This window comes from Balneola sp. EhC07, from assembly GCF_001650905.1.
GTDB lineage: Bacteria > Bacteroidota > Rhodothermia > Balneolales > Balneolaceae > Balneola.
The window spans coordinates 111695-125129 of the sequence record NZ_LXYG01000015.1 but is presented as its reverse complement, the minus strand read 5'-3'; the positions used below and the strand labels follow the sequence as shown (position 1 = coordinate 125129).

At 40.2% G+C, this 13435-nt stretch carries 10 protein-coding genes; 5 read left to right on the top strand and 5 right to left on the bottom strand.

The window, feature by feature from the left end:
- Positions 1-27: 27 nt before the first annotated feature.
- The 3 genes from A8B79_RS07155 to A8B79_RS07145 are packed head-to-tail and all read right to left on the bottom strand — an operon-like array spanning position 28 to position 4203.
- Complete coding sequence (locus tag A8B79_RS07155) at positions 28-909, bottom strand: cell division protein FtsX (RefSeq protein WP_066220189.1); 882 nt, start codon at positions 907-909, stop codon at positions 28-30.
- Position 910: 1 nt separating this feature from the next.
- Complete coding sequence (locus tag A8B79_RS07150) at positions 911-2890, bottom strand: putative porin (protein ID WP_066220186.1); 1980 nt, start codon at positions 2888-2890, stop codon at positions 911-913.
- Positions 2887-4203: a competence/damage-inducible protein A gene (locus A8B79_RS07145; protein ID WP_082894096.1), complete on the bottom strand. Its 1317-nt coding sequence runs from the start codon at positions 4201-4203 to the stop codon at positions 2887-2889. Before A8B79_RS07145 ends, A8B79_RS07150 begins: the two co-directional genes overlap by 4 nt.
- A gap of 49 nt (positions 4204-4252) precedes the next feature.
- Here A8B79_RS07145 and pgsA point away from each other — a divergent pair, with 49 nt between their 5' ends.
- From pgsA to A8B79_RS07120, 5 genes are read left to right on the top strand one after another with little or no spacing between them, the layout of a single operon-like run.
- Positions 4253-4843, top strand: a complete 591-nt coding sequence (gene pgsA / locus A8B79_RS07140; protein WP_066220184.1) for a CDP-diacylglycerol--glycerol-3-phosphate 3-phosphatidyltransferase — start codon at positions 4253-4255, stop codon at positions 4841-4843.
- The gene (locus A8B79_RS07135) at positions 4840-5307 is read left to right on the top strand and encodes a phosphatidylglycerophosphatase A family protein (protein WP_066220181.1); all 468 of its coding nucleotides are present in this window, start codon (positions 4840-4842) and stop codon (positions 5305-5307) included. The genes pgsA and A8B79_RS07135 overlap by 4 nt, the downstream gene beginning before the upstream one ends.
- A 52-nt stretch (positions 5308-5359) precedes the next feature.
- Positions 5360-6001, top strand: a complete 642-nt coding sequence (gene pyrE, locus A8B79_RS07130; RefSeq protein WP_066220179.1) for an orotate phosphoribosyltransferase — start codon at positions 5360-5362, stop codon at positions 5999-6001.
- Positions 6002-6027: 26 nt separating this feature from the next.
- A complete protein-coding gene (gene miaB / locus A8B79_RS07125; protein WP_076782551.1) occupies positions 6028-7386 on the top strand; it encodes a tRNA (N6-isopentenyl adenosine(37)-C2)-methylthiotransferase MiaB in 1359 nt (452 codons plus the stop codon).
- Positions 7387-8790: a hypothetical protein gene (locus A8B79_RS07120; RefSeq protein ID WP_066220173.1), complete on the top strand. Its 1404-nt coding sequence runs from the start codon at positions 7387-7389 to the stop codon at positions 8788-8790.
- A gap of 272 nt (positions 8791-9062) precedes the next feature.
- On the opposite strand, the gene A8B79_RS07115 is transcribed toward A8B79_RS07120, so the two are convergent.
- The gene (locus A8B79_RS07115) at positions 9063-12215 is read right to left on the bottom strand and encodes an efflux RND transporter permease subunit (protein ID WP_066220170.1); all 3153 of its coding nucleotides are present in this window, start codon (positions 12213-12215) and stop codon (positions 9063-9065) included.
- 4 nt (positions 12216-12219) lie between these two features.
- The gene (locus A8B79_RS07110; RefSeq protein ID WP_066220167.1) at positions 12220-13281 is read right to left on the bottom strand and encodes an efflux RND transporter periplasmic adaptor subunit; all 1062 of its coding nucleotides are present in this window, start codon (positions 13279-13281) and stop codon (positions 12220-12222) included.
- Positions 13282-13435 lie beyond the last annotated feature (154 nt).

Sequence of the window (13435 nt, the reverse complement as noted above, 5' to 3'; positions counted from 1 at the left end):
ATTGAGCCATTGTTAATTCTTAATTGCTTATCCAGAGATATAAGTTTCAGCAATATACTTTCTTGAAGCGAGTCTGCTGCCCCACCAGCCCATCAAAACTGATAAACCGACCATCGCTCCAACTAAGAAGTACCAACGTCCGAATGGCCATGCTACAATTCCCACGTCAGGAATATAGATCGGGACCAAAAACTCAAAGATCGCAAATACACTCAGCACCGCTAAAGTACCGGCAATCAATCCCTGAATAATTCCTTCCACAATAAATGGACTTCTTATAAAACCATTCGTAGCTCCAACAAGCTTCATCGCTCTGATAAGATCCTTTTTTGCGTAGATAGTCAAGCGGATAGTATTGTAGACCAAAACCACAGCTGCCAATAAAATTAAGATTCCCAAACCGCTGCCAATCAAGCTGAAAATACTCAGGTTTGATTCCAGCGCTTTCAGCAGTGCTCTGTTATACTCTACTTCGTCTACTCCGCGGATGTTTTGAATTCGGGAGGCTAAACTTTCTACCAATTCAGATCCCGAATCAGTATTCACTTCTACTTTAAAAGAAGCAGGTAAAAAGTTCAATTCAATCAGTTCTGTAACGCCCGCCCCTAATTCTTTAGCTGCAATAACCGACGCACTATCTTTGGAAATATAAACCACATTCGTAACCAGCTCTTCGCCCTCGATTTGGTTACGCACTTCTTCTACCGAGCGCTCATCCATATCAAAAAGGAAAACTTCAATCTGGATCTCCTTCAAACTCATCGCTTGTGTATACACGTTGTACGATACACGCCCGAGAATACCCAGTAACAGCACTGCTATAAACAAGGAGAATATAGATGTAGTAACAGCCAATTTAGCGCGTTTAAAGCCTGCTGTTCCTTCCTTTATTACATATTTTAGACTCATATTAGTTCCTGAATTGGGCTCTTATTCCAACAATTAATCTTCGAGGTGGCATCGGAAATGATGACGCCTCAAAGTAGCCTGCCTGACCTAAACCGTCAAGTGCATTTTCCCATCTTATCACTACCATTATTGCACGAACTCTGGCAGAAAGTTCCGCATCCATTCTGAAAAATGCAGGTACAAATGATTGCATGCTTCCGTCATTGGTTAATGAATTGGATTGCCAATAGTCTAACTCTGTATTATAAAACTGACTTTCATAAGCGAATGGTGAGAGCAGCGTGCGCACACCGATCTTAACAAAAGCTGCCCTGTTGAACGCATAGTTCTTGTAAAATAGCGCATTTCTGATCCATAATTTTGTATCAACAGAACCAAATGTTGAGTGACTTTGATCTGATTCAAAACTCAACGTTGTTTCAAAAGCCGCGGAACTTTCGATCTCAAAATTGGGATTCTGAAATCTGACAAATCCTGAAATAAAAGCCAGATCCTGAGAATTTGTATTACTGAAAGTACTGTCTTCATCTAATACTATCCGGTTTTCAGTAAACTTGAGTCTACCCGAAGCTCCAGCTTTCCAGTAACTTCCAAGGGAAGAATTTACTTCACCATATAGAGATGTTATTTTCTCATTTTTAAGATTTGAATTCCCTGAGTAATCCTTCGATGACCAGTATAAAGTCTGAATGGTCGGAATCCTGCTTTCCACACCCACAGTTAACTTCAGATTCAAGTTATCAGGATCTCCGATGTTTATACCTGATGAAAATTCCGAACCGGAATGACCTGTATTTCTCGATATTACATTTCCTGAACCGATCAATTTTAATCCATCAAACAGCTCTAATTCAGTTGTTATTTTTGCTTCTGATGTAAACCAATTGTTCCTAGTAATGGAATTGCCCGACCTCATATCCGACATATTAATTGCGGCACCACCCTGTATTGAGAGTAAACCCAATTCCACTTTCTTGAAGATTTGAGCACCATGTGTTAGCAACTCTCTACTGAGTGTATCTGCACTAATTCGAACTACTCTGTCGTTCTTAGTTCTGTTAAATATCAATCCACCTGACTCAGCCGAAGCTGTATCCGATCTTTGGTAGAGACTCAGCTTTATATCATTTCTAAGTGTTTCTGAGTTTCCGGAACTGCTTACAGGATTTGAAGTAAACTCACCAAAACTAAAACTTGCAGGGTCATTAACTACATAACCACCGGATTCATCGTTATTAAAATCATTTCGTAGGATCAATCCCTGAATCTGATATTTCTCTCCTAAATGGTGGTAAATCCGTCCCATGATCTGACTTCCTTGAACGGAATTATTTGGATAAAAACCTCCGTCTCTCCTATCCCAGTACGACAGCTCAATATTAGTTCCGGGCGCCGTATTCTGTGCTACAAAAAACTCCAGATTCCTGTAATCATTAGAAGCTTCATCAAAGTTCAGGTAACTTACAGGTTCATTTATGTAGTAATCACGAATGTTCACATATGAATTTAGATCTCCGCTATAAGTCTGATACACTGTTCCGATCTTGTGATGCGGCACATAGTTGTAATTGATTAGCCCCGTAACCGGATCGTTCAGAAGAATATCATCCAGCCATAAGTTCTGTTCATATTGATCGTAGCCATTGATATTATATGCATCAGTCCTTCCGATTGTACCTTGCCTGTATGAAATCACGTTACCTTGATAGGCGTAAAAATCTCCCCAGTTCGGATAAATATTCCATCGCAAAAGACTGTCGGTAGTTATTTTCTCTGAAAATGCCGGGATACGATTCTTCCAGAGATTTATAGTTTTTACTTTTACTTCCTTTTTCTGCGATGCGATCACACTGTCGTTTTTGGCTTTTGTGTTAGAAGAAGTGATCTTAACCGAATCTGTTTTGGCAGAATCTGCAACCTGTGCAAATAATGCTGTTGAGCTTACAATCAATGCGATATAAAAGGATATAATAACTCTCAAGGATATTGTTTCTCCAGATTATAAGGCATTTCATCTATTCCCTTTAACTCTCTGCGCGCCATTTCCAAAGCCGTTCGCATACTTCGTTCCTTATTCAGCAACCGATCTTTTGTAAACAAAGCTTTTATGGCAAAATGTTCATCCTTGCTCCAGTATCCCATCCACACGGTACCCACCGGTTTTTCTTCCGATCCTCCGTCCGGACCGGCAACTCCAGTAGTTGAAATACCGATATCAGAATCAATTTTTTCTGCTGCTCCTTTTGCCATCTGTAATGCGACTTCTCTGCTTACTGCACCGTGATCATTCAAATCGTTTTCTGAGACACCTAATTGATTTATTTTTACTGAATTGGCATAAGAAACAATTCCACCCAACATATACGCGCTACTTCCGGCGATATTCGTAAGTTCATTTGCAATCATCCCACCCGTACAACTTTCTGCAGTAGCAATTGTTTTGTTTTGTTCGATCAAAATTTTACCAATAGCTTCTGATATGGTCAGGTGTTTGCCTTCTCCGATAATATACTTAGAAGCTTTTTTATAAATATGATCCGCAAGTTTATTTACTGATTCTTCTGCCTCCGATCTTGTTGCCCCTTTACCGTTCAATCTGAGAGTCACTCCTCCCGGCATCGGCAAGTAAGCCAGACTTACACCGTTGTTAAAAAAAGAATTCAGATCGCCTATAATATTATCACTTAAAGTACTTTCCCCGATTCCAACAGTTTTCAGATATCTGGAATGTAAGAAACCAACGTCGCCAAATACTTTTCTTAATTTCTGAGAAACTGCATTTTCCATCAAATATTTCATTTCATAAGGCACTCCCGGCATCGAAACCAGATAGCAATCGTTCTCATAAAACCACATTCCGGGCGCTGTTCCCATCTTGTTAAACAATACCTCGCAATTTTCAGGCACTTCAGCCTGTATCTTATTCGACTCCGAAAAAGGGATATTCCTGCTCTCAAATAATTTTTTAATATAATCCAGAACCTTTTTATCCGACTTCATGGTCACCCCGAACAATTCAGCGATCGCTGCTTTCGTAATATCGTCGTGTGTGGGACCTAATCCTCCGGTACAAAGCACAACATCAGCATGCTTCATTGAATAAGAGATCGTCGATTTGATGAGATTCAGTTCATCCGAGATAGTATGCACTTCTGTAACCTCAAAACCTAAACCGGTCATGAACTCGCCCATCCAGGTAGCATTGGTGTTTACAGTGTCTCCAATAAGTAATTCGTTGCCGATTGAGATGATCTGAACTTTCATACCTGTAAAATTCACAATTCCTTTGTCCAAAAGCTAGTTTTCATATTATTATATCCAATCTATTTCCTATCTTCGTTCAATGAAAAGTCTTCCGAACATTCTCAGCTCCCTTCGCATCATCCTTGCGCCGATATTTCTGTATCTGTATTTGCAGGGAGGACTGATCTGGGGAGGGTTAAGCATCCTGATCTTTACTATCGCTGCAATCACTGATTATTTTGACGGCCACTATGCCCGGAAATATCAGGTTGAATCTTCTCTGGGAGTATTTCTCGATCCGCTTGCAGATAAAGTGCTCACATTCAGTGCCTTTATTGTACTCCCATTTATCGATCCTTCTCAGTTTCCATGGTGGGCAGTTATTTTGATCATCATCCGTGATGTATTTATGACCGGATTACGTGTTTATGCAAATAAGAAGGATATGCAGATGAAAACCCGTTCTTTTGCAAAAACAAAAACGACCATTCAGCTTACATTCCTGTATATCGCTTTATTCCTTGGTGTATTTGAAGGAACAGGAAATATTCTGGCAGACTGGTCCGAAATCATTCTTTCAACCGGTGTTATGTTCTGGTTGATGATGTTTGTGACTTTCATCACAGTTTATTCCGGAATAGAATATGTGTTTACTAATAAAAAGCTATTTCGCAATTCGGCATCTTCATGAGATCGCTTAAACTTTTCATTGGGTCAGGATTCGGCTCGGGATTAATTCCTTTTGCACCCGGCACTTGGGGCAGTTTACTTTCATTAGTTCCCATCTACTTTCTGATGATATCCGGTAACATTTTTTTGGTACCGCTGTTTGTGCTAATAACTTCTCTCCTTTCGCTATGGGTGACTTCAGCTTGTGTAGAACAATGGGGTGAAGATCCCGGAAAACTTGTTATGGACGAATGGGCTGGTCAGGCGCTCACATTTTTATCAATTTCATCGACCGGTGTACTCGATTCAGATTTAATGATTTTAGGGATTGGTTTCATATTATTCCGGATTTTTGACATTTTAAAGCCTTTAGGTATCAATAAGCTACAAAAATACGACGGTGGAGCCGGTATTTTACTCGATGATTTACTTGCAGGATTATATGCGCTTATCTGTCTAAAAAGCCTTATTTTCTTTTGGTCGTAAAAAAAGACCTATTCTCGGGATTTCAGAAGAGAAAACAAGATTACAGACATTTATGATTATTAACGATTCATTTGCACGCGAACTAGCGGCAGACTTATTAGATATTGACGCAGTTATACTAAGACCGAATAATCCTTTTACCTGGTCGTCAGGATGGAATTCGCCAATTTATTGCGATAACAGATTAACTTTAAGACATCCGGAAGTACGAAAGAAGATCGCTCAGCAGTTTACTGTTTTTATCAGTGAAAAATTTCCAAATGTGGATGTCATCACCGGAACAGCAACTGCCGGTATACCTCATGCCGCATGGGTTTCGGAAGCTTTGGATAAACCAATGGCTTACGTTCGCGCTAAAGCGAAAGCTCATGGAATGGGAAATCAAATTGAAGGTGGTGTGGATAAAGGACAAAGCACTATCGTTCTCGAAGACCTGATCTCAACCGGTGGCTCGGCAATCTCTGTGCTTGAAGCGCTTCAGTTTGTTGGAGCTAATGTTGAAGCAGTGTTATCTATATTCACCTATGGATTTGCAAAAGCAGATGAACGTTTCCAAAAAGTGAACGTTCCTGTGTACAGCCTTACCGATTATAAAACACTGATCAATGTAGCTATTGAAAAAGGTATCGTTACAGGCGATGATCTGGATCTGCTTTCCAGCTGGAGAGACAACCCGGACACTTGGCCAAAATAGAATTTTAGTTTGAAAAGAGAAGTACAGTGAGTAACAAGAAATTTTTTATTGAAACCTACGGCTGCCAGATGAATTTCGCAGATTCGGAGGTGGTAAATTCAATTCTGATCGAAGACGGAATGCAGTTGGCCGAAAATCCGGAAAGCGCCGATGTTGTATTGGTTAACACCTGCTCTATCCGTGAGAATGCTGAAACCAAGGTGTGGAACCGGTTAAAAGAGCTTCGGAAGATCAAAAAATCGAATAAAGAACTTACCGTTGGTGTACTTGGCTGTATGGCTGAGCGTATTAAAGACAGAATTCTGGAACAGGAGCACTTGGTTGATATCGTAGTTGGCCCTGATGCTTATCGCGACATCCCCCGCCTGTTAGAAGAAGTGGACGACGGCAGAAAAGCAGTAAATGTATTGCTTTCTCTTGAAGAGACCTATGCTGATATCACTCCGGTAAGAACTGTCGGTAACGGCGTTTCTGCATTTGTTTCGATTATGCGTGGTTGCGACAATATGTGTTCTTTTTGTGTGGTTCCGTTTACACGTGGTCGCGAAAGAAGCCGACCGATGGAAAGTATTTTAAGAGAAGTTCGTCAGTTAAGTGAAGAAGGAATTAAAGAAATCACTCTGCTTGGACAGAACGTAAATTCCTACAAAGATGGTGAGAACTCTTTTGCTAAACTGATGTTGGCTTGTAGTCAGGTTAATCCTGAAATTCGCTTCAGATTCTCCTCTCCGCATCCAAAGGACTTCCCAATCGAATTACTTCATATCATAGCTGAGCAGCCAAATTTATGCAACTATATTCACATTCCGGCACAAGCTGGAAGTGATTCTATGCTGGAAAGAATGCGTCGCCCTTACACCCGTGAGCAATATTTGGAACTGATCGATCAGATGAGAGCCATTATCCCGGGAGTTTCTTTCTCTACCGATATCATTGCAGGTTTCTGCCACGAAACTGAAGAAGAACATCAGCAAACACTAAGCTTGATGAAAGAAGTTGGCTATGACCTGGCATATATGTTCGCATATTCTGAACGAGAACGAACATTAGCTCATCGTAAATTTGAAGATGACGTACCTGAAGAAGTTAAAAAGAGACGTCTATCCGAGATCATTACTCAGCAAATGAATATTCAGGGTGAACGAAACAAGAATGAGATCGGAGAACGCCATCTAGTGCTTGTAGAAGGAACCAGTAAGAAATCTGAAGAACAAATGAGCGGTCGTACCGATACAAATAAGATCTGTGTATTTGACCGAAGAGATTTTGAGTCTGGCGATTATGTAGAAGTTGAGATTACAGATTGTACATCTGCTACCCTTCTTGCTAAACCGATCAAAAAAAGCAGTATTTCTGAATTTTTCGGAGTAGCTGTAGAAGCATAAGTGAAAACCCGCAGAACATATCTTTTGCGGTGGGTGCTTTTTGTATTCTTTTTGATGTTCGGTCATTCCTTAAGCTATGCTCAAAAAAAGGTAGCTGTAGATTGGGAAAAGCCTGCTGATTCAGAAGCTTTTAATAGGGAGCTGGATTTCTTCAGCAATCACAATGTCTCATATCTGTTTGTCAGCCATCCGTTAACTGCAGATGAAATAGCTTCATTAGACAGCGCAGGAATCTCTTTCTTTGTAAAATTGGATCACAAATTTATAACTGAAAATGAATTTATTAACAATTCTGATCAGTATCTGAAATCTGTAAACGATGCCAAGGCTTATTACGATTCTTCTTCCGCTTTTAATGGGATCGTAGCTTTTACTCACAGCAATATTTCTCAAGCATATTTAGGTTCACATACATATTTAAATACAGAAGACTTTTTTGAAATAACTGGTAATAAGGTTTATTCTGTAAATATTCACTCACAACCACTCTTCAGTGTTGTTGAAACATCCAATTCATACGCAGAAAGTCTTTCCCGTTTAAAAGAACAGCTTATTAATTCAGAACTGATTCTGTTATTAGATAGTGAGTGGTACAAATCTGTATTAGCTCAGAATACCGATCTAAAAAGTACTTTTGAAGGCACTTCCGGAATGGATCCGACTACTATCGCAGTGCCTGACATCCCCGACCAAACTCCTCTTATTCATTGGTCAGTGTTGGTTCTGGTTTTGCTTTGGATTAGTCTTGCAGTAAACGTCGCTACCAATCCTACATATCTGGAAACTATTCCTCGTTATTTCACAGCGCATCGCTTTTATGTGGATGATATTATGAGCTACAGAGAGCGTTCATCTGCAAGTGCAGTATTTCTTTTATTTCAACATGCCATTTTTGGTGGCTTGGTAGTTTATATACTCTCTAAGATATTTATAAGTGATACCGGCTTAGAAGCTTTGTATTACTACATTCCTTATATAGCTATAATGGGAAAAAACTATTTCTCATTGTTTGTACTAAGCTCTGTTTTGGTTCTGATTGTAGAGCTCATTGCGCTGATCTGGTTGTATGTCCCGAATAAAGAAATGACACATTTTAATCAGGGATTGAATTTGTTTACCTCCATATTCCATCTTGATTTCATTATAGTAACCGCAATTGTAACCGGCTATTTTGGAGATTGGAATACTACTTTAATTTCTTTTCTGGCTTTGAGTTATCTGCTTATCTGGTTCTCAAGTTTTAATATCACTGCTTTTGATGCCTCCAAAAGACTGGGAATGCACCGCAATTCTTACCTTTTCAAAACCATTGGACTACATACTCTGGTAAGTGGTGCCCTTGTTGTACTGCTGGTTGTGTTTAATGAATGGTGGGATATTTTGAAATTAGCCGTCTCGGTTTAGGTTTTTGATGGTATCTCGTCCCGTACCTCAGGTGCGGAATGCCCCGGGAAGCTCTGCTTCCATTCGTCTTAGCTGCTTCAGGTGCATACCGCCGAGCCTGAAGGCTCTACTAGTTTAAAGCTACATATATATCACCGCTGAGCTTGATCTAATTAATGGAATCTAGGCTTCACAAAGATCCTGAAACAAGTTCAGGATGACCCGTATTTTTAGAAATTGAATAGTCCCAATCGAATGACTTTCCTCGTTCCATACCACCCGAAGCTCTGCTCCTACTTATCACGAATCAATTTTCTATCCCATAATCCCGAGAATAGAAATAATAATGTTGTACTGAATAACAGTCCCCAGATCACCACAATTGCTAAGTTTTCCCAGAATTCATCGGTTCCGAAAATAACCATGGGCAGCAATCCCATTACCGTTGTTGTGGTTGTGATCAAAACAGGTCTTAGCTTTTGCCGGAATACTTTGTACCAGGCTCTCACTCCTCCTATTCCTCTTTCGCTTTCCGTTTTCCTTTGATGAATTAACAGTATTGCATTGTTAACGACTACACCCACACACAACAAAGCTCCTGCTATTGCTCCGCGATCAAAACTTAAATCGTTAGCAAGTGTTCCCAACATAATTCCAACAGCGCTGAATGGAATGGTTAGTATAACAAACAATGATCCGGACCAGCTTTCCAATAATGCAGATATGATCATCCACACACTTAGAATACTTAGCATAGCAATCAGCCAAAGATTCTTTGTTTGTTCGTCATCGTTAAAGCTGAATCCTGAAAAACCATACTTTATTTTAGCTCCAACAGGAACCGGAACTTCTTCGAGCATTGTTTCCGTAAAGTTCTGAGCCATTCGATAATTGCCTAAGAAGTTAAATGTAATCACCCGCTCATAGGACTGATTCGCTCTGCGAATTTCAGTGAGCGCTCTTTCTTTGGTGATGGTTCCAAAAGCCTCCAGATCAAAGCTCAGATCCTTACTCTTCCGCATTCTTTCCATCAGATCCTCTTCATATAAACGATCGTTCTCGGTTCGGCTGATCAAATACATTTCCTGATCTTCAAATTCTACCTTTCCCAAAGAGTTCTCTCGGTTAATATCCATTGCTAAAGCACTCAACATTGTTCGTCTGTCGAGTCCGCTTGCAAGCAATTTTTTATCATTGAGTTCCAGATTATACTGATAGAAATCATCTCTGCTGTAATAAGAACTGTTGTTTATATCTACTTCTCTGACCCGTCGGTTTTTTTCGAGCCTGCGTTGAATTTCGCGTGCCAAATCATATAGTTCGTTATAAGCATATCCTGTAAGCGTAATTCTTTGGGATGATGAACCTCCTCCGAAGCCTGTACTGTGATTCTGCGCCAATCCGGATACAGATGTGGCAAAATTCCCGGTTTGAGCCGAGAGGTAAATGGCTTCAAATAAAAAATAGTATGGATCTACTTCACTCAAATACTCATTTTCCACCGAAAAAGTAAGATAGGCTCCAAAATCTTCAGAAAGTTGTGCCTCGTAATAGGAAAATGCATTGGTATATGGCTTAGCGATCGCTTCGTAATTCTTTACGATCTTATCAATTTCGCTCAATGGAGTTCCTTGGGGACTACGGATATACACCGATATCTTTTCCTCTGTATCACGCCTCCATGGACTTCCAAAATAGGTTTCTTTAGCAAATTTATATGTTAATCCACCAATCAGCGGATCAATATCATCCCGATTATCAAAATAGATCTGGGTCAATTCCGGCCATGAGGTATCCTCCCAATCATCCGGAGTTTCTATTACAAAAAGTGGATTTCCTATTACAGCAATTAGTAAAACCGGTAAAATCCATCTCAGTCTGCTTCTGAAGATCAGAGTCCGAAGCGCTATATGCTTTAAGCGACTGCTGATGGATTTCTTTTTGACCTTCGTTTTCTCTTTTTTTGAAACAGGTGTTAACCATATCAGTGCATAAGGAATCCAGGTAAATGCAATGATCACAGAGCATAATAAAGTAATAGTAAGAGCGACCGCTAATGGTACCAGAAACAGTCTCAATTCCTCCATAGCAAATAGAAGCGGAACAAAAATTCCGACTGTGGTTAGCGTACTGCCCAATACCGGAACAAATGATCCGGGCAACTCTTTCTTCACATGCTCCACTCTATCCAGGCGATCTTTTGGTAATCCCGGGTTAACCTGTTCAAAAACGACTACAGCATTGTCAATTAGCATTCCCAAAGCAATAGTTAACCCTGCCAGAGTGATCACATTCAGTGTATAATCAAATAGGTACAAAGCAATTATGCTCATAAGAATGGAAAAGAACACGCTTCCGACTATTACAATCGGAGCACGGATCTTTCTTATAAAAAGAAGCACCACCAGAAATACCAATAACGCACTGAAAATTGCCTGATTTGACAACTGATCGAATTGTTCGCGTAACTCTTCGGTAGAATCAACTTGTAATCTCAGTTCCATTCCATCCGGAAGAACACGTTCTATTTCTTCCATCTCTGCCAGCACTAATTCTGCTAAACCCATCGCATCAGCGCCCGGTTCTTTATTCAAGCGAATAGTGAGAGCTGTACTTCCATTTACTCTTCTGATGCTTTTCGAGGGATAATCGCTTACATAAACGGTAGCTATGTCGCTAAGTCTTAACTGACGAATGCTCCCCGGAAGAGAAAGCTTCAAATTTGAGATTTCTGTTGCATTTCGGAAATCAGGAGGCAACACTAAACCAAAGCGTGAACTTCCGGAATCAATATATCCTGAAGTTCTCCAACTAAGCTTCTCTCTTATTTCATTTGAAATTACAGATGCGACCAAGTTGTATTTTTCAAGTGCCTGCCGGTCATATTCAATGATCAAAGCCGGATCGTCTACTCCTTCAAGAACAACCTCTGAAATACCTTCAATACCCAGCAACTTTGTTTTTATAGACTGCCGGGCATATTCCAGCAATGCTTTGCCGTCCATATCCCCACTGAGTGTATATACAATAAACGTTTGTTGATCTTCCAGCTCTTCCGGTACACTTCTGGTGATTTGAGCAGGAGAAACGCTCGGAGGTAATGCTTGTTCAATGGAGACTAATTGTTCGCGCAATTCCAGCGATCGGAATTCAACCGGAGCATTCTTGTTAAATTCGATTGTGACTCTGGATCTTCCTGACTGTGTTAAAGACCGGATCTCTTTAACATCCCTCAAATTATTAGAAACGCTTTCAACTTTACGAGTGATCTCCTGCTCAACAATTTCCGGGGCTGTATTTCCCCAGCTGTAAAACACCGTAATTCTTGGGAGATTAAGTTCCGGTGCATTCTCAACAGGAATGATCATCCACGTAGAAAGCCCGACGATACAAACGATCAAATAAAAGAATGAGATCAGATATTTACGTCGCAGCAATTCTCTCATCACATTAGTTATCCATTAATGGAATTACCTTCTGTTGGTGGCTGATACTAAAATGTTTGTCGACAGCCAGAGTGTCGCCCGGGTTTATCTCTTCATGATCGATAAGCACCCATTCCGTATTCATTTCTTCCGGAGTTACATAGATCCATTCCACTTCGCCTTTGTTCAGCTTAAACACGAGCGTTCTGCCATCTCTGGCCAGCAAACTTTCTCTCGGCATTCTCACTTTGGATGTAGCACTTCGTACAAAAATTCTTCCTTCGATCGTCATTCCTGTTTTAAGTGAGCCATCAGGATTATCAACTTCAACGATTGCCTGTCCCGTTTTTGATTCCTGATCGATCTCAGGAGAAATGGCTGTGATCTTTCCAGTGTATTTTTCCTGAGCAGGCCCTTCCAGTTCTACTTCCATTCCGGGTTTCAGATCAACGATTTCTTTTTCAAGTACATCGAAGCGGATCTTTACGGTATTGGTATTAACAAAACTTCCCAATTCCTTACCTGCTCCTACATATGCCCCGTTTGTTACAACTTCTTTGGTTGAAATATATCCTGAAAACGGAGCCTTAATAGTTGTGTAACTAAGATCGAGTTTAGCTCTGTCGTAATTCAGTTCTGCTTCAGATAATCCCGTGTTTATCTTCATCAAAGAGTTCTGAGTGGTATCCTGATTGAGTTCTCCCCTTAGTCTGAGTTCTGTTTCGTACTCATTTTTCGCTTTTAGATATTTATTGTAGGCATCATTCTTTCTGAATTCCCATTCTTCTTTATCAAACTGAAGAATGATGTCACCTTTTTCCAGCCACTTACCGTCTGTAACATTATGAGTTTCCACAAAACCGCCGATACGAGGAGTGATCAATATTTTTTTGTCGGGCTCTACAACTCCTCTGCTTTCGATATAATAGCGAAGTGGCTCATCGTCAACAACGGTAAACACCACTTCCGGGAGAATCTCGATGCTGTCCAGATCCGGAGTTTCCACTTTTTCTTTTTTCCCTTTACAGGAGATCAATAGTCCTCCAAGGAATATTATTAAAAATGATGCTCTGAATATTTTTTCCATTTCGTATCCTTTACAATGCGGGTTAAAACCCTTTCCGGTTTACTGCTAAAATTTGATTTAATTCCATCGACCCTGAAAAGATCTCATGGTTTAAATTCATTCATAACTAACAAATTCCTGATTGAACCAATCTTAATTGATACATTCTTAATTG

Coding starts and splice junctions, on each gene's coding strand:
- A8B79_RS07115 (WP_066220170.1), bottom strand. CDS start 12,215: ATGAGAGAATTGCTGCGACGTAAATATCTGATCTCATTCTTTTATTTG.
- A8B79_RS07110 (WP_066220167.1), bottom strand. CDS start 13,281: ATGGAAAAAATATTCAGAGCATCATTTTTAATAATATTCCTTGGAGGA.
- A8B79_RS07155 (WP_066220189.1), bottom strand. CDS start 909: ATGAGTCTAAAATATGTAATAAAGGAAGGAACAGCAGGCTTTAAACGC.
- A8B79_RS07135 (WP_066220181.1), top strand. CDS start 4,840: ATGAGATCGCTTAAACTTTTCATTGGGTCAGGATTCGGCTCGGGATTA.
- pgsA (WP_066220184.1), top strand. CDS start 4,253: ATGAAAAGTCTTCCGAACATTCTCAGCTCCCTTCGCATCATCCTTGCG.
- pyrE (WP_066220179.1), top strand. CDS start 5,360: ATGATTATTAACGATTCATTTGCACGCGAACTAGCGGCAGACTTATTA.